Source organism: Plantactinospora solaniradicis (assembly GCF_042658085.1).
In the GTDB taxonomy this organism is placed as follows: domain Bacteria; phylum Actinomycetota; class Actinomycetes; order Mycobacteriales; family Micromonosporaceae; genus Plantactinospora; species Plantactinospora solaniradicis.
On sequence record NZ_JBHSPR010000085.1, the window covers coordinates 52291 to 75580 of the forward strand.

General features: G+C 72.0%; 26 protein-coding genes. 17 read left to right on the forward strand and 9 right to left on the reverse strand.

All coding sequences use genetic code 11. The features are described from left to right. Positions 1-18: 18 nt before the first annotated feature. Genes ACFP2T_RS44015 through ACFP2T_RS44025 form a run of 3 tightly spaced genes read left to right on the forward strand, consistent with a single transcriptional unit; the run spans position 19 to position 2637 of the window. Positions 19-705: an SDR family oxidoreductase gene (locus ACFP2T_RS44015; RefSeq protein ID WP_377433531.1), complete on the forward strand. Its 687-nt coding sequence runs from the start codon at positions 19-21 to the stop codon at positions 703-705. Then, the gene (locus ACFP2T_RS44020) at positions 702-1667 is read left to right on the forward strand and encodes a glycosyltransferase family 9 protein (protein WP_377433092.1); all 966 of its coding nucleotides are present in this window, start codon (positions 702-704) and stop codon (positions 1665-1667) included. Before ACFP2T_RS44015 ends, ACFP2T_RS44020 begins: the two co-directional genes overlap by 4 nt. Then, entirely contained in the window at positions 1651-2637 is a 987-nt protein-coding gene (locus ACFP2T_RS44025; protein ID WP_377433094.1) for a DNA topoisomerase IB, read from the forward strand. The genes ACFP2T_RS44020 and ACFP2T_RS44025 overlap by 17 nt, the downstream gene beginning before the upstream one ends. Before the next feature lie 86 nt (positions 2638-2723). Here the strand turns inward: ACFP2T_RS44025 and ACFP2T_RS44030 are convergent, their stop codons facing one another. From ACFP2T_RS44030 to ACFP2T_RS44045, 4 genes are all read right to left on the reverse strand, one after another. Next, a complete protein-coding gene (locus tag ACFP2T_RS44030; RefSeq protein ID WP_377433095.1) occupies positions 2724-3230 on the reverse strand; it encodes a hypothetical protein in 507 nt (168 codons plus the stop codon). 125 nt (positions 3231-3355) lie between these two features. Then, positions 3356-5023 carry a RecQ family ATP-dependent DNA helicase gene (locus tag ACFP2T_RS44035; protein WP_377433097.1) on the reverse strand — a complete coding sequence of 556 codons (1668 nt, stop codon included), beginning with the start codon at positions 5021-5023 and terminating at the stop codon, positions 3356-3358. Continuing rightward, complete coding sequence (locus ACFP2T_RS44040) at positions 5020-6087, reverse strand: NAD-dependent epimerase/dehydratase family protein (RefSeq protein ID WP_377433098.1); 1068 nt, start codon at positions 6085-6087, stop codon at positions 5020-5022. The genes ACFP2T_RS44035 and ACFP2T_RS44040 overlap by 4 nt, the downstream gene beginning before the upstream one ends. A gap of 26 nt (positions 6088-6113) precedes the next feature. Next, complete coding sequence (locus ACFP2T_RS44045; RefSeq protein WP_377433099.1) at positions 6114-6287, reverse strand: hypothetical protein; 174 nt, start codon at positions 6285-6287, stop codon at positions 6114-6116. Between the two features lie 139 nt (positions 6288-6426). Here ACFP2T_RS44045 and ACFP2T_RS44050 point away from each other — a divergent pair, with 139 nt between their 5' ends. After that, complete coding sequence (locus ACFP2T_RS44050) at positions 6427-7944, forward strand: glycoside hydrolase family 3 protein (protein ID WP_377433101.1); 1518 nt, start codon at positions 6427-6429, stop codon at positions 7942-7944. 84 nt (positions 7945-8028) lie between these two features. Next, positions 8029-8820, forward strand: a complete 792-nt coding sequence (locus tag ACFP2T_RS44055) for a DUF6042 family protein (protein ID WP_377433103.1) — start codon at positions 8029-8031, stop codon at positions 8818-8820. Between the two features lie 134 nt (positions 8821-8954). Here ACFP2T_RS44055 and ACFP2T_RS44060 read toward each other — a convergent pair whose 3' ends face one another. The 3 genes from ACFP2T_RS44060 to ACFP2T_RS44070 all read right to left on the reverse strand — a co-directional run bounded on the left by ACFP2T_RS44060 (position 8955) and on the right by ACFP2T_RS44070 (position 11636). Continuing rightward, complete coding sequence (locus ACFP2T_RS44060) at positions 8955-9989, reverse strand: PQQ-dependent sugar dehydrogenase (protein WP_377433533.1); 1035 nt, start codon at positions 9987-9989, stop codon at positions 8955-8957. 112 nt (positions 9990-10101) lie between these two features. Continuing rightward, positions 10102-10386, reverse strand: a complete 285-nt coding sequence (locus ACFP2T_RS44065; protein ID WP_377433104.1) for a GNAT family N-acetyltransferase — start codon at positions 10384-10386, stop codon at positions 10102-10104. Beyond that, on the reverse strand, positions 10383-11636 hold the full coding sequence (locus ACFP2T_RS44070) for a cysteine desulfurase-like protein (RefSeq protein WP_377433106.1): 1254 nt from the start codon (positions 11634-11636) through the stop codon (positions 10383-10385). The genes ACFP2T_RS44065 and ACFP2T_RS44070 overlap by 4 nt, the downstream gene beginning before the upstream one ends. 75 nt (positions 11637-11711) lie before the next feature. Here ACFP2T_RS44070 and ACFP2T_RS44075 point away from each other — a divergent pair, with 75 nt between their 5' ends. The 9 genes from ACFP2T_RS44075 (at position 11712) to ACFP2T_RS44115 (ending at position 18545) form a co-directional block, all read left to right on the forward strand. Beyond that, positions 11712-12071 (forward strand): hypothetical protein, encoded by a 360-nt coding sequence (locus ACFP2T_RS44075; protein WP_377433108.1) that lies wholly within the window; start codon positions 11712-11714, stop codon positions 12069-12071. A 115-nt stretch (positions 12072-12186) separates the two neighbouring features. Then, entirely contained in the window at positions 12187-13008 is an 822-nt protein-coding gene (locus ACFP2T_RS44080; RefSeq protein ID WP_377433110.1) for a DUF1206 domain-containing protein, read from the forward strand. Between the two features lie 132 nt (positions 13009-13140). Next, positions 13141-14370 carry a mechanosensitive ion channel family protein gene (locus ACFP2T_RS44085; RefSeq protein WP_377433112.1) on the forward strand — a complete coding sequence of 410 codons (1230 nt, stop codon included), beginning with the start codon at positions 13141-13143 and terminating at the stop codon, positions 14368-14370. Positions 14371-14656: 286 nt separating this feature from the next. Further along, on the forward strand, positions 14657-15088 hold the full coding sequence (locus tag ACFP2T_RS44090; protein ID WP_377433114.1) for a phage holin family protein: 432 nt from the start codon (positions 14657-14659) through the stop codon (positions 15086-15088). After that, positions 15085-15396, forward strand: coding sequence for a DUF3618 domain-containing protein (locus ACFP2T_RS44095; protein ID WP_377433115.1), 312 nt, complete (start codon positions 15085-15087; stop codon positions 15394-15396). The genes ACFP2T_RS44090 and ACFP2T_RS44095 overlap by 4 nt, the downstream gene beginning before the upstream one ends. Beyond that, complete coding sequence (locus ACFP2T_RS44100) at positions 15393-15665, forward strand: DUF4235 domain-containing protein (RefSeq protein WP_377433116.1); 273 nt, start codon at positions 15393-15395, stop codon at positions 15663-15665. Before ACFP2T_RS44095 ends, ACFP2T_RS44100 begins: the two co-directional genes overlap by 4 nt. A 90-nt stretch (positions 15666-15755) precedes the next feature. Continuing rightward, on the forward strand, positions 15756-16457 hold the full coding sequence (locus ACFP2T_RS44105) for an LppX_LprAFG lipoprotein (protein WP_377433117.1): 702 nt from the start codon (positions 15756-15758) through the stop codon (positions 16455-16457). 28 nt (positions 16458-16485) lie between these two features. Beyond that, positions 16486-18069, forward strand: a complete 1584-nt coding sequence (locus tag ACFP2T_RS44110) for an MFS transporter (RefSeq protein ID WP_377433119.1) — start codon at positions 16486-16488, stop codon at positions 18067-18069. A 272-nt stretch (positions 18070-18341) separates the two neighbouring features. Next, positions 18342-18545, forward strand: coding sequence for a cold-shock protein (locus ACFP2T_RS44115; RefSeq protein ID WP_007075740.1), 204 nt, complete (start codon positions 18342-18344; stop codon positions 18543-18545). Between the two features lie 93 nt (positions 18546-18638). On the opposite strand, the gene ACFP2T_RS44120 is transcribed toward ACFP2T_RS44115, so the two are convergent. Then, positions 18639-18842 (reverse strand): hypothetical protein, encoded by a 204-nt coding sequence (locus ACFP2T_RS44120; protein ID WP_377433123.1) that lies wholly within the window; start codon positions 18840-18842, stop codon positions 18639-18641. Positions 18843-19013: 171 nt separating this feature from the next. Further along, positions 19014-19997 carry an aldo/keto reductase gene (locus ACFP2T_RS44125; RefSeq protein ID WP_377433124.1) on the reverse strand — a complete coding sequence of 328 codons (984 nt, stop codon included), beginning with the start codon at positions 19995-19997 and terminating at the stop codon, positions 19014-19016. Positions 19998-20148: 151 nt separating this feature from the next. Between ACFP2T_RS44125 and ACFP2T_RS44130 the strand changes: the two genes are divergently transcribed. The 3 genes from ACFP2T_RS44130 to ACFP2T_RS44140 all read left to right on the forward strand — a co-directional run bounded on the left by ACFP2T_RS44130 (position 20149) and on the right by ACFP2T_RS44140 (position 22800). Further along, positions 20149-21063 carry a methyltransferase domain-containing protein gene (locus tag ACFP2T_RS44130; RefSeq protein WP_377433126.1) on the forward strand — a complete coding sequence of 305 codons (915 nt, stop codon included), beginning with the start codon at positions 20149-20151 and terminating at the stop codon, positions 21061-21063. A gap of 9 nt (positions 21064-21072) precedes the next feature. Beyond that, the gene (locus tag ACFP2T_RS44135; RefSeq protein ID WP_377433128.1) at positions 21073-22098 is read left to right on the forward strand and encodes an adenosine deaminase; all 1026 of its coding nucleotides are present in this window, start codon (positions 21073-21075) and stop codon (positions 22096-22098) included. A gap of 120 nt (positions 22099-22218) precedes the next feature. Then, positions 22219-22800 carry a dihydrofolate reductase family protein gene (locus ACFP2T_RS44140; protein WP_377433130.1) on the forward strand — a complete coding sequence of 194 codons (582 nt, stop codon included), beginning with the start codon at positions 22219-22221 and terminating at the stop codon, positions 22798-22800. The last annotated feature ends 490 nt before the right edge of the window (positions 22801-23290 follow it).

Below are 23290 nucleotides of genomic sequence, written 5' to 3' on the forward strand. Positions count from 1 at the left end.
ACGGCTGCCGGCGATCTTCTGGCCTCCGGCGGCGCGGTGCTGATCAGCGGTGGCGCCAGTGGGCTCGGCGCGGCGGTGGCGGGCGCGGTCGCCGGGGTGGGCGGTCGGCCGTACGTGCTGGACCGGCAGGCGCCGACCGCCGGAGTGCCGTGGCTCGAATGCGACCTGGCCGACACCCGCGCCGCCGAGGCGGCCACCCGGGAACTCGCCGAGCAGGCGGGCGGGCTGGTCGGCGTGGTCACGGCCGCCGGTGTCGACGTACCGGGGCGGCTGGGCGACGTACCGGCGCAGACCTGGGAGCGGGTCGTCACGATCGACCTGCTGGCCACCGCCGCGGTGATCCGGGCCGCGCTGCCGTACCTGGAGCGCTCGGCCGGCAGGGTGGTGACCGTCGCCTCGACCCTGGGCGTGAAGGCGGTCGGGGACGCGACCGCGTACTGCGCGGCGAAGTTCGGCGTGGTGGGCTTCACCCGGGCCCTCGCCGCCGAGTTGGCCGGCGTGGTCGGGGTGACCCTGCTGGTGCCGGGCGGCATGCGTACGGCGTTCTTCGACGAGCGTGATCCGCAGTACCGTCCCGGTGCCGACGCCGTGCTCAACGAGCCGGCCGACGTGGCCTCGGCCGTACTGTTCGCGTTGCGCCAGCCGCCCGGATGCGCGATCCGGGAGATGGTGGTCTGCGCCGACCGGGAATCGTCCTACCCGTGATCCTGGTGCTGCGTGCGCTCGGGGTGGGCGACCTGGCGACTGCGGTCCCGGCGCTGCGCGGGTTGCGCGCCGCGTTCCCCGGGCACACCCTGTCGGTCGCCGCGCCGGACTGGTTGACCCCGCTGGCGGAACTGATCGGTGACGTCGACAACGTCATTCCCACCAACGGGCTGGACCCGGTCGACTGGGCCGGGCCGGCACCGTACTGGGCGGTCAACCTGCACGGGCGGGGGCCGCAGTCGCACCGGCTGCTCGGCTCCGCCGACCCGGAACGACTCTGCGCCTTCCACTGCCCAGAGGCCGGGCACCTCGACGGTCCACAGTGGCGCCAGGACGAGCACGAGGTGCGTCGCTGGTGCCGCCTGCTGAGCTGGTACGGCGTCCGGGCCGACCCGGACGACCTAGACCTGCGCCGCCCGGCGCCCCGTCGGGTGCCGGTCGGGGTGACCGTGCTGCATCCGGGCGGCAAGGGCACCGCGCGCCGCTGGTCCCCGGGCCGGTTCGCCTCGCTGGCCCGGGAACTGGCCCGGGGAGGGCACCGGGTGGTGGTGACGGGCTCGCCGGACGAACGGGACCTGGCGGAGCGGATCGTGGCCGGAGCCGGCCTGCCGAACACGGCGGTGCTCGCGGGTCGACTCGACCTCGTGGAGTTGGCCGCCATGGTCGCGCACGCCCGCCTGGTGGTCAGTACGGACACCGGGATCGCCCATCTCGCGACCGCCTACCGGGTCCCCTCCGTCGTTCTGTTCGGACCGATCCGACCGGAGCTGTGGGGACCGCCACCGGACCGCCCGTGGCACCGGGCGCTGCGCGCCACCGTGACCGGACCGCCGTCGGTCGCTGCCGATACCGACTGGGCCCGGGTGCATCCCGCGTTGGCGGCGATCGAGGTGGACGAGGTGTTGACGGTGGCGGGCGAGGTGGAGCGGGCGGGACGGGGCTGCGGTGCGGCTGCGACGTAGTGACCTGGCGGCCCCGGGGTACGGGCGGCGTCGGCACGGTCGCGGCGTGGTCTTCCTGGACACCGAAGGCCGGCCGATCCGGGACCGGGACGAGCTGACCCGGCTCCGTGACCTGGTGATCCCACCGGCCTGGAAGGACGTCTGGATCTGTCCGCATCCGGCGGGGCACATCCAGGCGATCGGCACCGACGCGGCCGGGCGGCGGCAGTACCTCTACCACCCGACCTGGCGGCTCCGGCGGGATCAGGCAAAGTTCGACCACGTACTGGAGGTGGCCACCCGGCTGCCGATTCTGCGCGAGCGGATCGGTGCCGACCTGGCTGGGCGGGGCCTGGGCCGGCCCCGGGTGCTGGCGACCGTGGCCAGCCTGCTGGACATGGGGACGTTCCGGATCGGCAGCGACCAGTACGCGGCCGGCGACGACCCGACGTTCGGGGTGGCCACGCTGCGACCCGAGCACACCAGGACCCGTCAGGGCGCGGTGGTGTTCGAGTTCCCGGCCAAGGGTGGCATCGCGCAGGTGCGGCGGATCGACGACGCCCAGGTGTGCCGGGTGCTGCGTGACCTGCGTCGACGTCGGCGCACCGCGCAGCGGTTGTTCGGCTACTGGGACGGCCGGTGCTGGCGGGACGTCCGGAGCGACGAGGTCAACGACTACCTGCGGAGCGCGAGCGGGGGCGAGATGACGGCCAAGGACTTCCGTACCTGGCACGCCACCGTACTGGCCGCCACCTGGTTGGCGAGCAGCGGCCCACAACGTTCGGTCAGCGGGCGGCGACGTACGGTGGCGGCGGCGATGCGCGAGGTGGCCGGGCTGCTGGGCAACACCCCGACCGTGGCCCGGGCCTCCTACGTACATCCGAGGATCGTCGATCTCTACCACGACGGCGTGGTTCTCGACGCCGCCCCGGACCCGGATCGGCGGAACGCCGAGGCCGCCGTGCTCGAACTGCTGCGAACGAATCGGTGACCCGAACGGGACCGGCAGACCGATGCGGGTGAACCGGGTCGCGGCGTGGATCACGACGCGGCCCGGCCCGTCCGCCGGCTGCTGGTTCAGTCGTTGAGTACGTGGGCCAGTTCGTCGCGGAACCGGCGCTCGGACTCGGTCACGTCGTCGCCGCCCAGGCCCAGCAGACCGCCGGTCGACGCCGCGCTCACCACGTGCTCGGCGATCGAGAGCAGCCAGTGCCGGTACGCCCCGGCCTCGCCCTCGGAAACCCTGTTGGTGAGCAGTGTCGACGCCTTCGCGGCCCGGTCGAGCACGTCGGCGATCAGCGTCCGCGGGTCGGCCGGCTCGATCACCGGCAGTTCCTCGCCCGCCTCCGGATCACCGACCCTGCCGATCAGTTCACCGGCGACGGCGGCGACCAGCGGGCTGGCCGACTCGCGGCCGGCGGCGATCGACTCCAGCCCGGCGGCGTTCTCGTTCCTGGTCCGGCGGCTGCCGTCCGACTCCGCGGCACTGGCCGCGGTCAGCACCGACTGCGGCAAACCGACGAGCAGACCCCACTCGTCGTCGGAAAAACCGAATTCGGTCGCGTACAGCGGTTGCTCGGTCACGAGCAACCTCCCTTCACAGATGGCAAACCATCACATCCCACGGCACGCCGTGCCGTACCGCAAACCGAATCGCCGGAGGCGATCCGGACAACCTCGGCGGACGACGTACGTCCGCACACCGTAGATCAGTCGGTCGTCGGAACGAGCAGGCCCTGCTCGCTGACCACCGGCACGGAGAGGGTCTTGTACCCCACCTCGTCGAAGAGCACCGTCATCTTGTCCGCCTCGTAGCCGAGCACGAGTCCCGAGCCCCACTCCTGGTGCCGCACCGAGCTGTGCACCGGGAACGGTGTGTCGTCCGGGTCGCGCCCGGCGTCGCCCGTCGTGCCGTCGCCCGGAACACCGTCGCCGGCATGGCAGTTGTCGCAGTGCCCGCACGGCCGGGACATCTGCTCACCGAAGTACGCGAGCAGGGTCTGTCCCCGGCAACTCCGGGTCTCCGCGAAGGCGCGCATCATGTCGGTCCGGGACCGCTGTACAGTCTGCTGCCGTTCCGCCTCGGCCACCGCCGCCGTGGCCGCGTCGACCGGTTCCGGGGCGTACGGCGGGCTGCCCAGCCGGTGGTTGGGCAGTGTGGTCGCCGCGCCGACCTGTTCCAGGAGCGCGACGAGTTGCCCGAGCTTGCGGGCACCGAGGCCGGTGCGTTCGCGCAGCGCGGTCCTGGTGAGCGGGCCGCTGCGGAGCAGGGCGGCGAGGTCGCGCAGCTCGTCGGGGTCCGGTGCGCCGCCGGTGAAGTAGCGGCGGAGGCCGACGTCCTCGGCCCGCCACAGCAGCAGTGCCCGGGCCTGCTCGCCGTCCCGACCGGCCCGGCCGATCTCCTGGAGGTAGCTGTCCGGCGCGTCGGGCAGCGCCAGATGTACCACCCAGCGGATGTTCGGCTTGTCGATGCCCATCCCGAAGGCCGAGGTGGCGACCATCACCGGCACCTGGTCGGCCATGAACCTCTCGTGCCGTTCCTCGCGGGCGCCGGCCGGCATGCCGCCGTGGTAGAACTCCGCCTCGAAGCCGGCGGAGGTGAGCCGGTCGGCGAGCTCCTCGGCGGCCCGCCGGGTCGGCACGTAGATGATCCCGGGGCGCCCGTCGGCGCGGAGCAGTGCGACCAGTCGTCGCCACCGGTAGTCCTCGGTGGCGCAGTTCGCCACCTCCAGGAACAGGTTGGCGCGGTCCAGCCCCGACACGACGACCCGGGGCTTGTGCAGTCCGAGCCGGGCGATGATGTCGTCGCGGACCGGTGGCGAGGCGGTGGCGGTCAGCGCGACCACCGGTGGCCGACCCAGCGCTCGGATCAGATGTCCGAGCGCCAGGTAGTCGGGGCGGAAGTCGTGCCCCCAGGCGGAGATGCAGTGTGCCTCGTCGACCGCGACCAGGGCCGGGCGGAGCGCGCGTACCTCGGTGAGCCGGTCCGGGTTGCTGAGCTGCTCCGGGGTGGTGAACAGGAACCGTGCCCGACCCTGCCGGATGTCCTCCAGCGCGGCGGCCTGCTGGCTGGGGGTCTCGGCCGAACTGATCCGGACGGCACGCAGTTCCGGCCGGTCGCGGTCGTTGAGCGCGGCTATCTGGTCCTGTTGCAGGGCCAGCAGTGGGGAGATCACCACCGTCGGTCCGGGCAGCAGTGTCGCCGGCACCTGGTAGACGGCGGACTTTCCGGCTCCGGTCGGCAGCACCACGAGGGCGTCCCGGCGCTTCATCACCGCCCGCATCGCGGTGAGCTGGTCGGGACGCAACGAGCGCCAGCCGAACCGGTGCCGGGCGGCGCGGCGGAGTCGGGTGGCGTGCAGAGGTGGCAGCTTCATCGGAGGCCGGAGGTACCCCCGGTCCGGGAGGCCGAAACCGTGGTGCGGAGCCAGGCGTCCTCCGAGGCGTAGTCGAACCACGTGGTGGCCAGCATGTCGTCGACGCCGGGCGGCATCCACGCGGGATGCTGGGAGACCGCGTCGAGCAGCCAGTCGACCACGTCGCTGGCCGTGGTGGCGTAGTCACCGACCGGCCGGTATCCCAACGCCCGCGCAGCGCTGGTGTCCAGAACGGCCGGGGCACGGCAGCGCCAGGGGTGGTTACCGAGCTGCGGTGGGGCGTCGTCGTCGAGGAGGATCTCGTGCCAGGTGTGACCGGTCAGCGCGGCGATCACGCGGGAGATCGTCAAGGCGTCCGGGACATCCGGGTCGGCGGCGTTGAGGATCCGGCGGCCCGGCCGTTCGGCCGCGACCTCGACGAGCGCCGCGATGTTGACCGCTGCCGACGGATGGTCCGCGCCCCTGCCCCGGCCGGCAAGCAGAAGCGTCGGCCGGCGATCCAGGGCTCGCTTCACGAAGTACCACTCCCGGGGCGGCGCCGCCCCTTGACCGTGAACCTTCGACGGACGCAGCACCGTCACCGGCAGACCGCTGTCAAGCAGGACCTGCTCGGCGGCGACCTTGTTCGCGCCGTATCCCTGCGGTGAGTTGTACGGCATGTCGCCCGGCTTCATGGTGGGTTGCTGCTCCGTCACCGGTTCGGTGAACCGGGGCGCGGAAGCCGAATTGACGTGGTTGCCCTCATCGTCGACATACACCGCCCGGCTGGAGATCATCGCTGCGGATCCACTGTTCCGTATCAGCGGGAGCACCAGCCGCGCCTGGGCAGCCGTGTAGCAGACACAGTCGACGAGGAGATCACACCCGTCTCCGCCGACTGCCGCCAGCCCGGCTGGATCATCGCGATCGAGCAGCGCGAGCCGCGCCCCGGCGGCCGCCAGATCGGCCGGGACCCGACCCGGATCTCGGCCGGTGACGGTGACCCGCCAACCGCTCGAGAGCAACCGACGCGCCACGGCGCGGCCGACCAGACCGGTACCGCCGATGACCAGAGCAGACCGCACCTGCGAACCTCCTACCGCCGCACCACCTACCGCCCGCGACCGAACATCGACCGGAGTGCCGCGATCAGCAGTACGGTGCCGAGGACCGCCCCGACGAGCCGGACGGCCGGAATGTCGAACCAGCTCGTGTCCTCGGCGGCGAGGAGGCGGTACGGCAACTCGGCGAGCTGTTGTCGGGCTCCGGAGGTACTGGGCTCCATCTCTGCACTCTCGCACGTCGGACCGTGTTCCGGTTAATAGGAAGGTTTATTGACTATTTGCTGGGCTGGTGTGACCATGGCAGCACCCGCCGCGACCGGGGCGGTGGCTGTCCACTGTAGATTCGGGGGAACCGGCGGGATGAGCGGAACGACGGACAACCTGTCCAGCCTGGCGGCGGCGGTACTGCAGCCGGGCTTCGTGGGAACCACCCGACCACCGGACTGGGTGTGCCGGTGGCTCGGTGAGGGCCTCGGCGGGGTGGTGCTGTTCGCCCGCAACGTGGTGGATGCCGAACAGGTCACCGCGCTCACCGCTATGATGCGGACGGAGAAGCCGGACGTACTGGTGGCGATCGACGAGGAGGCCGGCGACGTCACCCGGATCGAGTCCGGGCGCGGCAGTTCCCGGCCCGGCAACCTGGCGCTCGGTGCGATCGACGATCCCGAGCTGACCGAGGCGGTCGCCCGGGACCTCGGGGCCGAACTCGCCGCCGCCGGAATCACCCTGAACTACGCACCCGACGCCGACGTCAACGCCAACCCCGACAACCCGGTCATCGGCGTACGGTCCTTCGGGGCCGACCCGGCACTGGTCGCCCGGCACACCGGCGCCTGGGTACGGGGTCTGCAGTCCGCCGGGGTCGCCGCCTGCGCCAAGCACTTTCCGGGACACGGCGACACCAGCGTCGACTCGCACCTCGACGTACCCCGGATCGGGGTCTCCCGGGCCCGGCTCGACGGCTGTGAGCTGCCGCCGTTCCGGGCCGCGATCGACGCCGGCGTGCAGGCGGTGATGACCGGCCACCTGCTGGTCCCGGCGATCGACGAGGAGTGGCCGGCGACCCTGAGCCGACGGGTGCTGACCGATCTGCTCCGCGACGAGTTGGGCTTCCAGGGAGTCGTGGTCACCGACGCCATCGAGATGCGGGCGGTCGCCCACCGGTACGGCTTCGAGGGGGCAACCGTGCGGGCGCTGGTCGCCGGTGCCGACGCGATCTGTGTCGGCGGCGAGCACGCCGCCGAGGTGGACGCCCTGCGGCTGCGGGACGCGATCGTCGAGGCGGTGACCACCGGCGTGCTGCCGGAGGAACGGCTGGTCGAGGCCGCCAAGCGGGTCGGCCTGCTGGCCGAGTGGAGCGCCGCGGCCCGCGCGGAGCTGCCGGCCTGGGCCGGTTCCGGTCCGGAGGGTTCCGCGCTCGGCCTGGCCGCCGCCCGCCGGGCTGTCCGGCTGACCGCCGCCACGGGGGCGACCGGCCTGCCGCTGACCGGCCCCGCGCACGTGCTGGAGTTCGAGCCGCCGCGCAACATCGCGATCGGTGCCGAGACTCCGTGGGGGGTGGGTGCGCCGCTCGCCGCGCTGCTGCCCGGTACCACCACCGTGCGGTTGGCCGCCGACGATCTCGACGAGAGCGGTGAGGTGCCGGCCGACGCGTTGCGGATGGCGGACGGGCGACCGCTGGTACTGGTCGTACGGGATCTGCACCGGCACGGCTGGATGACCGCCGCGGTACGCCGGATCCTGGCCGACCGTCCGGAGGCCATCGTGGTGGAACTCGGCGTACCGTCGACCGTCGCAGGTCGGGTCCACCTGACGACGTACGGCGCGTCCCGGGCCGCGGGGCGGGCGGTGGCGGAAGTGCTCGCCGGATCGTCCTGATCGGACGCTCGCCGTACGATCAGTACCACTGGGGTAACCATGGGTGCCCCCACGTGTACGCCGAGTCGCGGTATCGTTCGTCCGGTGACCCCTCGCTGGCAGCGGGCCGCCCTCAAGCCGTCCTGGATCCGGTGGCTACCCTGCGCCTTCGTCTACCTCACCGTCGTACCCGGGCGGTCCCGGTTCCGCCGCTCGGCCTGGTCCAGTGTGGTGCCCTGGGACAGTTCGGCATGGTGCGATCCCGGCAGTGTCGACGAGTGGGTGGCCCGCGCCCGGCGGCGTCGCGCCGGACATGACGCCGACGACGCCGAACTGCACGCACGCCAGCACTACGCCTGGATGGTCCGGGTACGGGCGGCCCGGATCGAACTCTTCGCCGAGATGTGTCGGCGACGTGGGCTGCCCGTCCCGCACACCGTCGGTGAGCTGCTGCTCTGCCTGGCCGGGTTCGGACTGTTCGACATCGCCGAGGACCGTCCCGCCGAGAACGGTGACGACGATCCGTGGGTGCTGCCCCGGCTGGACCGCGACCCGCTGGACGTGCTGCCACTCTCGCCGGAGGAACAGGAGTTGGAGGCCCGGGCGCAGCGGGACGACCAGGCCGTCCTGGTGGCCATCGAGGTCCGCCGGCTTGCCCTGCGGACCCGTCGGCGTTGGCGCCGCCGGGTGGTCAGCACCAGTCTGGCCAGCCTGGCCGGCAACGCCGGAGTGACCGTCGAGCAGGCCCGACGGTCACTCGCCGATCTGGCCGAGATCGCGGACCTGCGGGTGGACGTCGACGGGGGCGACGATTCCCTGCGCCTCACCGTCCCGTGGCCGGACTTCCGGCTCCGGTTCCCGTTCACCGAGCTACCCGCTCCGGAGCACGCGGTCTGACCGCCCAGGGAGCACGCGGTCATGACCCGCGCGAGGGCCACCAGGCGCCACGCGGTCATGACCCGCGCAGGGCCACCGGGCGGCACGCGGTCATGACCCGTCCGGGAGCCAGGTGTCCGATCCGGGCCCGGGCGTCAGGGCACCAGGCGCAGGATCCGGTCGTCGCCGTCGTCCGGTGAGCCACGGCCGTCGCGGTTGGAGGTGAGCACCCAGAGCGATCCGTCCGGGGCGACGGCGACGTGCCGCAACCGGCCGTACTCGTCGGTCAGCAGCGCCTCCGGGTCCTGCCCGCCGGTGCCGATCCGGTAGAGCCGCTGGCCGCGCAGGCAGGCCATCCACACCCGGTCGCCGACCACGGCGATACCGCTGGGCGACGCCTCGTCGGTGCCCCAGGTCGCGATCGGCGCGACGAACCGGGAGTCCTCGGAGTCGCCCTCGACCTCCGGCCAGCCGTAGTTGCCGCCGGCCGAGATCCGGTTGAGTTCGTCGTAGTGGTTCTGCCCGAACTCGGACGCGTACATCGTGCCGGCGGCGTCCCAGCCCAGGCCCTGCACGTTGCGGTGGCCGTAGCTGTAGACCAGCGAGCCGAACGGGTTTCCGGGCGCCGGCTGGCCGTCCCGGGTCATCCGGAGGATCTTGCCGGCCAGGCTGTCCCGGTCCTGCGACGCGTCGCGCTGCCCGGCGTCGCCGGTGCCCGCGTAGAGCATCCCGTCGGGTCCGAAGGCCAGCCGGCCACCGTTGTGCGTCCGGCTGCCCCGGGGAATGCCGGTCAGCAGCGGCTCGGGGCGTTCACCCAGGCGGAGCCGGGCGATCTGGTTGTCCTGGGCGGCGGTGTAGTAGACGTAGATCCAGCGGTCCTGGGCGTAGTCGGGGGAGACGGCGATGCCGAGCAGCCCGCCCTCGCCCGCCGGAGCCGCCTCGTCGATCCGGGCCACCTCGCGGGCGGTCGTGCCGGAGACCTGCAGGATCCGCTTGGTGTCCCGCTCGGTCACCAGCGCCGACCCGTCGGGCAGGAAGGCCAGCCCCCAGGGCGCGGCCAGGTCGCTGACCACGGTCTCCACCGCGCCGGCCCGGGCCCGGGGCGCGTCCGAGACCGACGGGTCGGCGAACCAGCCCCGCCACAGCCCGACTCCGACTCCGGCGGCGGCCAGCGCCGCCACCACGACCACCACGGTGACCAATCGACCCGTTCGCCCCGTCGTGCGCACTTCCGGCTCCGCCACGGGTACGAAGGTAGCCGTTCGGTCCGTCGCCCGATACCGGAGTTGCCGGTGCGGTGCGTCAGGCGTCGGTGACCACCGAGGCGTACTCGGGGTGCCGTTCGATGAAGTGGAGCAGGAAGGGGCAGGTCACCCGCACTCGGTCACCCCGCTCACGGAGCTGGTCGAGGGCGCCCCGAGCCAGCGCGCTGCCCACGCCCTGCCCCTCGAACCGGGCGTCGACCTCGGTGTGTACGAGCACGATGGTTCCGGACTCGATCTGGTAGGCGATGTGGCCGGCCAGGCTGTCGTCGGCGAGGATCTCGAAGCGGCGGCGGGCGGGATTGTCTTCGACCAGGAGGTTCACCGGAGCAATTCTCCACCCGTCAGCCCGGCTGCGTCCGGGACCACGCCGCTGATCGTCCGGTCGAGTTCGGTCAGCAGCCGGTCGACGTCCGATTCGGTGTTGTAGTGGTAGATGCTGGCCCGGACCGCCCCGCCGCTGTCCCGCAGGCCCATCGCGGTGAAGTACTCGTACGCGTAGTAGTCGCCGGCCGAGACGCAGACGCCCCGCTCACCCAGGGCCGAGGCGGTCTGCGCGGGCGACTGGCCGGCGAGCCGGAAGGAGACCGTCGGGCACCGGCGCCGGGCCGCGCCGTAGATGGTCACCCCGGGCAGCCCGGTCAGGCCGGTCAGCAGCCGGTCGAAGAGACGTTCCTCGTGCGCGTACGCGGCGGCCATGCCGGCGAGCACCCGGTCGCGGCGGCTGCCGGTCGCGGCCGGATCCAGGTCGGCGAGGTGGTCGACGGCGGCGCGGACCCCGGCCAGCAGCGGAAAGCTCGGCGTGCCCGCCTCGAACCGTTCCGGAACCCCGTCCGGCGACGGCAGGAGCTTGGCGGGGTGCAGCCCCTCCCACCGGCCCGGGTCGGCGATCACGGCGGCCAGATGCGGACCGGACCACTTGTAGGCGCTGGTCACGTAGAAGTCGGCGCCGAGCGTGGGCAGGTCGGTGGGGCCGTGCGGGGTGGCGTGCACCCCGTCGACGTACACGAGTGCGCCGGCCGCGTGCGCGACGGCGGCGATCTCGGCGACCTCCGGCACCGTGCCGATGGCGTTGCTGCCGGCGGTGAGGGCGACGAGCCGGGTACGCGGGCCGACCAGTTGGGCGTACTGCGCGGCCGGTAGCTCTCCGCTCTCCGGCTCGAACGCGGCCCAGCGCACCACGGCGCCGGTGGCCTCGGCCGCCTGCACCCACGGCCGGACGTTGGCGTCGTGGTCGAGTCGGGAGAGCACCACCTCGTCGCCCGGCCGCCAGCTCCGGCTCAGGGTCCGGGCCACGGTGTAGGTGAGGGCGGTGGCGCTCGGCCCGAAGACCACGCCGTCCGGGGTCCCCCCGACCAGGTCGGCGACCGCCTGGCGGGCCGCCGCGACGAGTTCCCCGGAGCGCCGGCCGGGGACGTGCGCGCTGCTCAGATTGGCCACCGCGGTACGCATGGTGGTCGCCACCGCCTCGACGACCCCGGCGGCCACCTGCGTGCCGGCGGCCCCGTCGAAGTGGGCGTACCCCTCGGCGAGGGCGGGATAGGCGGCCCGGACCCGGGCGATGTCGAACGGCATGCCGGGCACCATATCGGCGGCGCCGGGAACTCGGGAAGATCAGTTGCCTGGATCACCCCCGGTACCCTTGGACAGGTGACGAATCCCCCGTACCGCCACCTGACCCCCGTCCGTCGCGCCGCCGGCCTCTTCGCCGGCCTGGCCCTCGGTGCGGCCGTCCTGGCCGGCTGCAGTTCCGAGGGCGCCACTACCGACTGCGGGCTGGACGCCTGCACGGTGACCTTCAACCGTGGCGTCGACGCCAAGACGAGCATCCTGGGCGTGGAGGCCAAACTGATCGGAGTCGACGGCGACAAGGCGACCATCGAGGTGGGCGGCGAGCAGTTGACGCTCACCGTCGGCCAGCAGGCGACCGAGGTGGGCGGCCTGTACGCCACGGTCCAGAGCGCGGACGACAAGCAGGTGGTGGTCCGGATCGGCCGTAACGCCGGATAGCCGGCGGCCGGACCCAGGGGGCGGTGGTGGCGATCGGCCGGCGCCGCCCCGCTCCGGTCCACCGGCGGCGGGCCCGGAAGTTTGGAAATCATGTCGATCGGTCATTGACAGGGTCATGTCAGCGACTCATACCGCCGGAGCCAGCGCAGCCCGCGCCGCCAACAGCAAATCCCTCGAACTCCTGGCCCGGGCCGGGTTTGTCGGTTATGGGCTCGTCCACCTTCTCTTCGCCTGGCTGGCGTTGCAGATCGCGTTCGGCCGGCCGGCCGACGACGGTGACCAGTCCGGCGCGTTGCGGACCCTCGCCGCCCAACCACTGGGCACCTTCCTGGTCGGCGCGATCGGTGTCGGCCTGCTCGCGATGGCGATCTGGCAGGCCTTCGAGGCCGCGATCGGGCATCAGGAGTACCGCGGTCGGGAGCGGGTGTTCGAACGCCTCACCTCGGCCGGCCGCACCCTCGTCTACTTCTACTTCGCCTGGACCGCGTACCAGGTGGTCCAGCAGGCCAAGTCGTCCAGTGCGGACAAGCAGCAGGCGCTGACGGAGCAGATGATGGGCTCCTCCGGGGGCCGGGTGCTGGTCGGGCTGGCCGGACTGGCCCTGGCCGCGCTCGGTGTCGGGCTGATCTGGTACGGCGCCGTCAAGCGGTTCGAGCGGCACCTGCGGACCGGCGAGATGGATCACCGGATGCGGACCGTCTCCCGCCGACTCGGCGTCGCCGGCTACATCGCCAAGGGCGTCGCGTACGGCATCGCCGGGCTGCTGGTGCTGACCGCCGCGATCAACTACGACCCGGACCAGTCCCGGGGGCTGGACGGCGCGCTGCACACGCTGCGGGAGCAGTCGTACGGCGGGATCCTGCTCACCCTGGTGGCGCTCGGGATCGGCGCGTTCGGCGTGTTCTGCTTCGTCCAGGCGAGGTACCGGAAGGTCTAGTATCGACAGATTGGGCTATCTGGGGCACTCTGCACTCTTTACTCAAACCCCCATATTGATTCACGCCCTGCCGGGCTCGCTCGGGACCATCCCGTGGCGACGCCCGGCTTCGGCATGAGAGGAAGAACATTGGTGGACAGCTATCTGTGGACCATCATCGTCGCGGTGGGCGCGGCGGCGGTCGCGCTGCTCGTGGTGGAGACGGTGCACCGGATCGTGCGCCGGCTCGGCCGGCGGTCCATCCTGCTCAGCGAGCTGTCCGAACACTCGCACCGCCCGTTCCAGGTGGCCGCGACCGTACTGGCCGTGCAGTTCGGGGTCCGGTTCAGCACCGAGTACGGCATCGGCACCGCCTGGCGGCAGACCCTGCTGCACCTTCTCGTCCTCGCCGTCATCGCGACGACCGCCTGGCTGGTCGCGTCCCTGCTGGTGGTCAGCGAGGACACCGCGCTGGCCCGGTTCCGGGTCGACGTGCCGGACAACCGGCAGGCCCGACGGATCAAGACCCAGATCGTCATGCTGCGCCGGGTCACCATCGCCGTCATCGTTGTGCTGGCCGGCGGCGTGATGCTGATGACCTTCCCCAGCGTCCGGGGCGTCGGCGCCAGCGTGCTCGCCTCGGCCGGAGTGATCGGCGTGGTCGCCGCACTGGCCGCGCAGAGCGTGCTCGGCAACGTCTTCGCCGGTCTGCAACTGGCGTTCAGCGACGCGGTCCGGCTCGACGACGTGGTGGTGGTCGAGGGGGAGTGGGGGCGGATCGAGGAACTGACCCTCAGCTACGTGGTGGTGCAGATCTGGGACGACCGTCGGCTGATCCTGCCCACCTCGTACTTCACCACGAAGCCGTTCCAGAACTGGACCCGTACCCAGGCCGCCGTCCTGGGGACCGCCGAGTTCGAGGTGGACTGGTCGGTGCCCGTGCAGGCGATGCGGGAGGAACTGCGCCGGCTGGTGGAGGGCACCGAGTTGTGGGACGGGCGGACCTGCGTACTACAGGTCACCGATGCCGTGGGTGGCATGGTCCGGCTGCGGGCGCTGGTCAGTGCCGCCGACGCGCCGAAGCTGTGGGACCTGCGCTGCCAGGTACGCGAGCATCTGGTCGGCTGGCTGCGCGACCAGCGGCCCACCGCGCTGCCCCGGCTGCGTGCCGAGATCGGCGACGCGTCCGGCACCCTGCCCTGGCAGTCGGTCGAGCACCCGGGGCCGGTAGCCGGTCGGCCGGTGCGCCCGTCCGCCGATCCCCGGTCCGGGGCGCACGAGCCGCCCGACGATGCCCGGCTGTTCGGCGGCGGCGACGACGGCGAGGCCCGCAGCCACGACTTCGTCGGCCCGGACGAACCGGTCGACGCCCCGCCGCGCTGAGCCCGCCCGCCACGGCGGTGATGGCGCCGCCGGCGGCCCGCATCGAAGCCGCCCCGCCCGCTTGACCTGCCGGATCGGCCGCCATCGGAGCGGCCGGTGGCGGACACTAACGACAACGGAGCCCGGCGGTGCGCCCGCCGTGCCGTTCGCCCGGGTGGGCCCGTGCCCGGGGCGCCGGGGCCGTCGTGCGGTGGTCGAGGCGCCGTGGGCGGGTCGGGTCCGACGAACAGGATTGAACGGCGGGCGACGGGGGCATACAGCCCAGGGAACCGGGAAGGAGGACACCATGGCCGATGTCGTACGTGATTCCGCTCGACCGGTTACGGAGCAGTCCACCGCGGAGCTGGTACAGCGCGCGACCGAACAGCTCTCGCGACTGGTACGCGACGAGCTGGCGCTCGCCCGGATCGAGCTCGCCGAGAAGGGCCGGCACGCCGGTATCGGGGTCGGACTCTTCGGTGGCGGCGGTGCGATGGCGCTCTGCGGACTCGGCGTGCTGGTGGCCGCCGGCGTGCTGGCGCTCGCCCTGGTGATTCCGGCCTGGGCGGCGGCGCTGGTGGTGGCCGGGGCGCTCTTCCTGATGGCCGGGGTGCTCGCACTGATCGGCCGTCGGCAGGTACGCCGGGCGGTGCCGCCGATGCCCAGCGCCATGGCCGACAGCGTGCGCGCCGACGTGCGTACGGTGGCCTCGGCGGTTCGGGACAGGGGACAGGCATGACCCGCAGCAACGGATCGGGCAACCCGGAGGCACTGCGGGCGGAGATCCGACAGACCCGGGCCGAACTCGGCGAGACGGTGCAGGCGTTGGCCGCCAAGGCGGACGTGAAGGCCCGGATCAAGGGATCGGCCGTGCAGACCCGGGACCGGGTACGCGAGCGGGCCGGGCAGACCACCGCGACCGTCCGGTCCTCCGTACACGACGCCGGGTCGGTAGCGTTACGGCATCCGGTGCCGTGGGTCGTGATCGCCGCCGGGGCACTTGCTCTGGCGGTCGTGGTACTGGTGGCGCGAGGGAGGCGTGGGTGAGCAGGGCAGTTAGCAAGATTGCCTACCGTCCGGTGGGCATCCTGTTGGGCATGGCCGCCGGTGTGGCGGCCGGTGCCGTGTTCCGACAGGTCTGGAAGCTCACCGCCGGGGACGGCGAGGCGCCCGACGCGATCGACGAGGACCGGGGCTGGGGCGAGATTCTGGCCGCCGCCGCGTTGCAGGGTGCCATTTTCGCGGTGGTCCGGGCCGCGGTGGACCGGGGCGGCGCGATCGGTGTCCGTCGATTCACCGGTCGCTGGCCCGACTGACCGGCGCGACCTCCGGCCGATCCGGGGTCCGGCGGGTACGACCAGCGGGATGAGCGCCGGCCGGCGACCGGTCGTGAGTACGCTTCGGGTATGCGTCGACCCTTCGCACTCGCCGGTGCCCTGAGCCTGCTGTTGGCCGTATCCGTTGGCTGCACCGATCGGGGCGCCGACGATGACCCGGCCGGCGGCGCCGGAGACTCCGCACCGCTGCCGGTCGCGGCCGAACTGCTCCGTTCGGCCGCGACCGAACTGGCCACCGTGAAGACCGCCCGGTTCGCCATCACCACCGAAGGCGCGGCCGAATCCCTCGGGATCAGTGCCGCCGAGGGGGTGATCACCGCGACCGGCGAGGCCCAGGGGAGCGCCCGGATCGAGCAGAGTGGCCTACCGCTCGAACTCCAGTTCGTGGTCAAGGGCGACACGCTGCACGTCAACGGACTCACCGGCGGCTGGCAGAAGCTGCCGCTCTCGACCGCGGCGGCGATCTACGACCCGACCGCGCTGCTCTCGCCGGACCGTGGGGTCGCCAACCTGGTCAGCAAGTCCAGTGGCACCACCGAGGCCCGGGAGACCGTCGACGGTGTGCAGGCGTACCGGATCAAGGGAACGCTGCCCGGTTCGGCGCTCGGCACCCTCGTGCCGGGCGTCAGCGAGGACGTCACCGGCACCCTGTGGATCGGCGCGGACCGGCCGCTGCTGCACCGGGCCCAGTTCCCGGTGCCGGGTCAGACCGGCACCGTGACGGTCACCTTCTCCGAGTACGACGTCCCGGTCACCATCCGTGTCCCCTGACTCCGCCACGCCTGGCGGAGTACCGGCGGTGTCACCGGACGGCGGGATGTCGTCCGGCGAGGCTCCGGCCGCTCGCGCGTCGACGGCGGGCCGGACCGGTAGCCGGGTCGCGATCGGGGTCGGCGGCGCGGCGGTACTGCTCGCCGCGCTGGACGCGTACGTGGTGGTGACCCTGCTGGTGGAGATACTCGGCGACCTGCGGGTGCCGGTGAACCGGCTCGAACGGGCCACTCCGGTGGTGACCGGCTACCTGCTGGGATACGTCGCCGGGATGCCGCTGCTGGCCCGACTGTCCGATAGGTACGGTCGACGGATCGTCATCGAGTGCTGCCTGGCCGGATTCGCCGCCGGTTCGGTGCTGGCCGCGGTCGCCGACACCCTGCCGCTACTCGTCGCCGGCCGGGCGTTGCAGGGCCTTGCCGGTGGCGCCCTGCTGCCGGTGACGATGGCCCTGGTCTCCGATCTCGGCACGGCTCGGCGCCGCGCGTTGTCGCTGGGGCTGGTCGGCGCGGCACAGGAACTGGGCAGCGTGCTCGGTCCGCTCTACGGTGCCGGAGTCGCCGCCCTGGTCGGTTGGCGCGGGGTGTTCTGGGTGAACCTTCCGCTCGCGCTCGCGGCGGCCGTGGTGGTCCGGCTGACCCTGCCCGGTGCGGGCGAGCGGACGGGGGCCGTACGGCAACGCGTCGACGTCGTCGGCGGGATACTGCTGGCGGTCGCCCTCGGGCTGCTCGTGGTCGGCCTCTACAACCCCGATCCGGCGCGGTCTCTGCTACCGCCGTGGGGCCCGGCCAGCATCGTGGGCGGGGTCGTGGTGTTCGCCGCCTTCCTGTTGTGGCAGGCCCGGTCCCGGACCCGGCTGCTGGATCCGACCGGGGTGCGGATGCGGCCCTTCCTGGTCGCGCTCGGCGTCAGCGGACTGGCCGGCGCGGCGCTGATGGTGACGCTGGTGGACGTGCAGCTCTTCGCCCAGACGGTGCTCGGCCGGGACGCGGTGGGCGGCGCGCTGTTGCTCACTCGGTTCCTGGTGGCGCTGCCGGTCGGTGCGGTCGTCGGTGGGCTGCTCGCCCGTCGTCTCGGCGAACGCGGGGTGACGGTCGGTGGTCTGGCGTTGGCGGTGCTCGGCTACCTGCTGATCGCGGACTGGCCGGCGGATCCGCTGTCGGCCCGGTACGCGATCGGCCCGGTCGGCCTGTCCCGGCTCGATGTCGACCTGGTGCTGGCCGGTTTCGGTCTGGGGCTGGTCATCGCACCGCTGAGTGCCGCGGTGCTGCGCGCGGTTCCGGCGGTGCAGCACGGCGTCGCGTCGGCCGCTCTGGTGGTGGCCCGGATGATGGGGATGCTGCTCGGTGTGGCCGGGTTGACGGCGTGGGGCCTGTACCGGTTCCAGCGGCTCACCGCCGATCTGGTGACCCCGTTGCCGTTCGGTGTGGACCGGGCCGAATACCAGCGCAGGGTTGCCGAGTACGCCGAAGCCGTACGCACGGCGTTGCGGGTCGAGTACGCGGAGATATTCACCGGTGCCGCCCTGTTCTGCCTGCTGGGCGCGGTGTTGGCGGTGGCACTCGGCGGCCGCGCGGCCGCCGGTGACACATCGGGAAACCCGTCTGTCTGATCCGTTTTTGCCCGGTTGGCGGTGCTGTGACCGCACCGATTCGTCGATGCGTCGGACCCGGTTTCCGGGCTCCTCAGGTCACATGTCGGAGAATTTCGTCGGGTAGGCTATGCGAAGTTTTTGCGTACGTGGTTTGCTGTTCCACGCTGTTGAGAGATGGCGTGGGTCGAGGGGAAGTCCTCCTTCGTGGGGGCCACTCAAGGCGCCGCTGCTCGAAAACGGCCAACCGGCCGCACGGCGTGCTCGGCCGCCAGTTTTAGAAGGAGATACACATGGCGCAGGGAACCGTGAAGTGGTTCAACGCAGACAAGGGCTTCGGCTTCATCACCGTCGACGGCGGGGGTGCTGACGTGTTCGTCCACTTCTCGGCCATCCAGACCAGCGGCTACCGCACGCTGGAGGAGAACCAGCGGGTGGAGTTCGAGATCGCTCAGGGCCAGAAGGGGCCGCAGGCTGAGCAGGTTCGCCCCATCTGATTCCGGTGACGGCCGGTCCGCCGGCCTTGAGTTGCGATTCCTTTGGATCCACGTCGAGCCCCGCGCCCTGCGGGGCTCGACGCGTATCCGGGCTCAGGATGGCGTACGCCTGCTCCGGGCGCGCAGGCCCAGTCCTAGCAGGACCAGCCCGGCCAACGCGACGATCGGCCCGATAACGGCCCAGACCGTCTCACCGGTCATCGCACTGCCACCCAACCGACCCAGCCCCTGCAGGGTCCACACGGCGCCGATGACGACGGCCAGTAGGCCGAGCGTGAGCGGAAGCCAACCCCTCATCCGCTACTCCTTTCCGCGACGACCCGATCCGGTACGGACGACCCGATCCGGTACGCCGTTCTCCCGCTGTCTCAACGATCGCAGCCGATTCGACGCTACGCGCGGCATCCGACTCCCGCACGACGCCCCGCCGATGGTCGGCGGCACGACGACGGTGCCGCCCGTGCCGGACTACCAGCGGTCGTGCACCTGCGGTCGGATCAGTTCGTCGTAGACGGCGTTCACCGTGTCGGTCGCCTCGGCGGACAGCGGCGCCAGGTCGGCGGCGGCCACGTTCGCCCGCGCCTGCTCGGCGTTGCGGGCGCCGGGAATCACCACCGTGACACCGGGCTGGTCGAGGATCCAGCGCAGTGCGAACTGTGCCATCGTGGCGCCCTGCGGCACCAGCGCGCCGAGTTGGCGTACGGCCCGCAGACCGGTCTCGTAGTCGACCCCGGAGAACGTCTCGCCGACGTCGAACGCCTCCCCGTGCCGGTTGTAGTTGCGGTGGTCGTCGCTCGGGAAGGTGGTGTTCTCGTCGTACCGGCCGGAGAGCAGGCCACTGGCGAGCGGCACCCGGGCGATGATGCCGACTCCGGCGCTGGCGGCGGCGGGCAGTACGCGTTCGATCGGCTTGTGCCGCAGCGCGTTGAGGATGATCTGCACACTGGCGACGCCGGGCCGGGCGATCGCGGCGAGCGCCTCGTCGGTGGTCTCCACACTGACTCCGTACGCCGCGATGCGTTCCTCGGCCACCAGGGTGTCCAGGGCGTCGTAGACGGCGTCGGTGTGGAACACCGGAGTGGGCGGACAGTGCAACTGCACCAGGTCGAGCACATCCATCCCGAGGTTGGCGCGGGACCGGTCGGTCCAGGCCCGGAAGTTGTCGAGCACGTACGCGGCCGGCGTCTGCGGCACCCGGCGACCCATCTTGGTGGCCACGGTGAGCCCGGCGTCCGGCCGCTCCCGTCGAAACCGGCCGATCAGTTGCTCGCTGCGCCCGTCGCCGTAGACGTCGGCGGTGTCCAGAAAGGTGACTCCGGCGTCGACGGCGGCGGCCAGGACGTCGAGGGCGTCGGATTCGCTGACCTGGCCCCAGTCGGCGCCGAGTTGCCAGGCGCCGAGCCCGATCACGCCGACCTGGCGGTCCAACCGCCCGAAGATGCGTTTTTCCACGTCGGCGAGCCTATCCCCGCGCCCCGTCCGCCCACGCTGGGGGAGTAAGGAAGGGCCCCCGCTTATCGCTTTTTGTAGAAGAAGGGCCCCTTCTTAACACCCGAGCCCGACGGGTGTGGTAAACAAGACGTACGTACGGTTTGGAGGCGTCATGTGGGATCCCACAACCTATCTCCGGTACGGCGACGAGCGGTCCCGGCCGTTCTACGACCTGACCGCCCGGATCGGCGCCGAGCAGCCCCGCGTCGTGGTCGACCTGGGTTGCGGACCCGGGAACCTCACCGCCACCCTGTCGACGCGCTGGCCGGCGGCCCGGGTCGTCGGCCTGGACTCCTCGGTCGAGATGATCGAATCCGCGACGGCCCTGGGCGGCAACTCGCCGGCCACTCCCGGAGCCGGAGCCGGAGCCGAGGCCGAGGCCGCGACGGCGCGCGACGGCTGTCTGCCCGCCGCCACCCTGTCCGCCAGCGGCCTGCCCGCCGGCAGCCTGCCCGACCGGTCCGGCGTCGAATTCGAGGTGGCCGACGCGCGGACCTGGTCGCCCGGCCCCGACGTCGACGTGGTGATCTCCAACGCCGTGTTGCAGTGGGTGCCCGGACACGAGGCACTGCTGGTGCGGTGGGCCCGGGAGCTGACCGCCGGTTCGTGGCTCGCGGTCCAGGTGCCGGGCAACTTCGACGCCGCCTCGCACCGGGCGCTGTACGCGACCGCCGAGGAACCCCGCTGGCGTGGTGTCGTCGATGTCGTCCTGCGCGACGCGCCGGTCTCCGACGCGGTGGGCTACGCGGACCTGCTGACCGGCGCGGGTTGCCTTGTCGACGCCTGGGAGACTACCTACGTGCACCTGCTACCGACCGCCGGCACCGACCATCCGGTGCTGACCTGGATGGAGGGGACGGCGCTGCGTCCGGTCCGGGCGGCACTGGGCGGTGAGGGTGCCGACTGGGACGCCTTCCGGACCCGCCTGGCGCGGCGGCTCGTCGAGGCGTACCCGATCCGGGAGGGGCTGGTGTACTTCCCGTTCCGCCGCGTCTTCTTCGTCGCCCGTACCGGCGCACGTCAGTAGGGAGAACCCGTGACCGACCTATCGGCCTTCATCGCCGGACTGCCCAAGGCAGAGCTGCACGTCCACCACGTCGGCTCCGCGTCGCCGCGCATCGTGGCGGAACTTGCCGCCCGGCACGAGGGCCGGACCAAGGTGCCGGCCGACCCGGACGCCCTCGTCGAATACTTCGAGTTCCGGGACTTCGCCCACTTCGTCGAGATCTACCTCAGCGTGGTCGACCTGATCCGGGATCCGGAGGACGTCCGGCTGCTGACCTTCGAGGTGGCCCGGGAACTCGCCCGCCAGCAGGTCCGGTACGCGGAACTGACCGTGACGCCGTACTCGCACGTGCATCGGGGGATTCCCGCGCCCGCGTTCTGCGAGGCGATCGAGGACGCGCGCCGGAGCGCCGAGGCCGAGTTGGGCATCTCGTTGCGCTGGTGCTTCGACATCCCCGGGGAGGCCGGGCTGCCCGCGGCCGAGCAGACCCTGCGGATCGCCCTCGACGAGCGGCCGGACGGGCTGCTCAGCTTCGGGCTGGGCGGTCCGGAGGTGGGAGTGCCCCGGCCGCAGTTCAAGCCGTACTTCGACCAGGCCAGGGCGGCGGGCCTGCGGTCCGTACCGCACGCCGGGGAGACCACCGGCCCGGGGACCATCTGGGACGCGATCCGGGAACTGGGCGCGGAGCGGATCGGGCACGGCATCTCCGCCGTACGCGATCCCGAACTGCTGGACTATCTCGCCGAGCGCCAGATTCCGATGGAGGTCTGCCCCACTTCGAACGTCCGTACCCGGGCGGTCGGCAGCATCGAGGAGCACCCGCTGCCCCAGCTTGTCGCGGCCGGGCTGCTGGTGACCGTCAACTCCGACGATCCGCCGATGTTCGGCACCACGCTGAACGACGAGTACGCGGTCGCCGCCCGGCTGCTCGACCTCGACCAGGCGGGGCTGGCCGGTCTGGCCCGCAACGCGGTCGCGGCGTCCTTCCTTCCCGGGCCGGACAAGGAGAAGCTGACCGCCGAGATCGACGCCTACCTCGCGGCGTCGGGCGCCTGATCCCGCCGGACCGGCCGGGGGAGGAGAGCTTCCGATTAGGCAAGAGCCTAATCGTGGCGATGCGCGTCACGCCACGCAAGACTGTGGACATCCACTCAGACCACGGATAGGACATCGAGAATGCGTACGCTGATCTACACCGCCTTCGTCTCGCTCGACGGCGTCGTCGACTCTCCCGGCGGCGGCCTCCCGTCCGAGACCCACCGCAGCGGCGGCTGGACGTACAAGGACCTCGAGTTCCTTCCCGAGGCGTACGAGATCAAGGGGCGGGAGACCGAGGAGGCCACCGCGCTGATGTTCGGCCGGTCCAGCTACGAGGCGTTCGCGCCGTTGTGGCCGAACATGGAGGACTTCGCCGCTCTCAAGGACCTGCCGAAGTACGTCGTCTCGACCACCCTCGGCCAGGACGCCCTCGTCGACAACTGGGGTGACACCACGATCCTGCGCTCCCTTGAGGACGTTGCGAAGCTCAAGGAGACCGACGGCGGGCCGATCGTCATCCACGGCAGCGCCACCCTCGCCCGCAACCTCTCCGACGCCGGCCTGATCGACCGCTACCACCTGCTGGTCTTCCCGGTGCTGCTCGGAGCCGGCAAGCGGATGTTCAGCGACACCGACAAGGCCAAGCAGATGCTGAAGGTGGTCGAGTCCGAGACGTACGCCAACGGCATCACCAAGTTCGTGTACGACGTCGTCCGCTGAGGTCGCCGCCGTGCCCCCCGGCCGTCGCCGGGGGGCACGGCCGTGCGTGGGTGCGCGGAGAGCGCGCGGGGAACCGAGAGTAGAGGCTGGCCCGGCGCGGGGTGCTGCGGGCGGCCGCGCCGGACCAGCGTTCGTGGGCGTCCCGACCGCTGTCGCACCGTGGTTCGCGCCAACATGTGTCGCGGCGGTGCGGGCCCGGTCGGGTCACCGGGTTGGTGCGAGGTCGTAGCTGTGCGAGGTCGTGGCTGTGCGAGGTCGTGGCTGTGCGAGGTCGTAGCTGTGCGAGGTCGTGGCTATTGGCGCGCGGCGGGAGCGGGGTGTGGGGGACCATGCTCCCGCCGCGCGCACGGCTCCGCCGGGACCGGGTTGGGGCGAACATCTGCGGGTAGTGGCCCGGTGGAGCGGGATGGGATCGCGACTGATGTTGCCATCGGAGCAGGGCCACCGGCCGAGCGTTAATTCAGACCTAAGGAAGACTTGCGCCGGACCA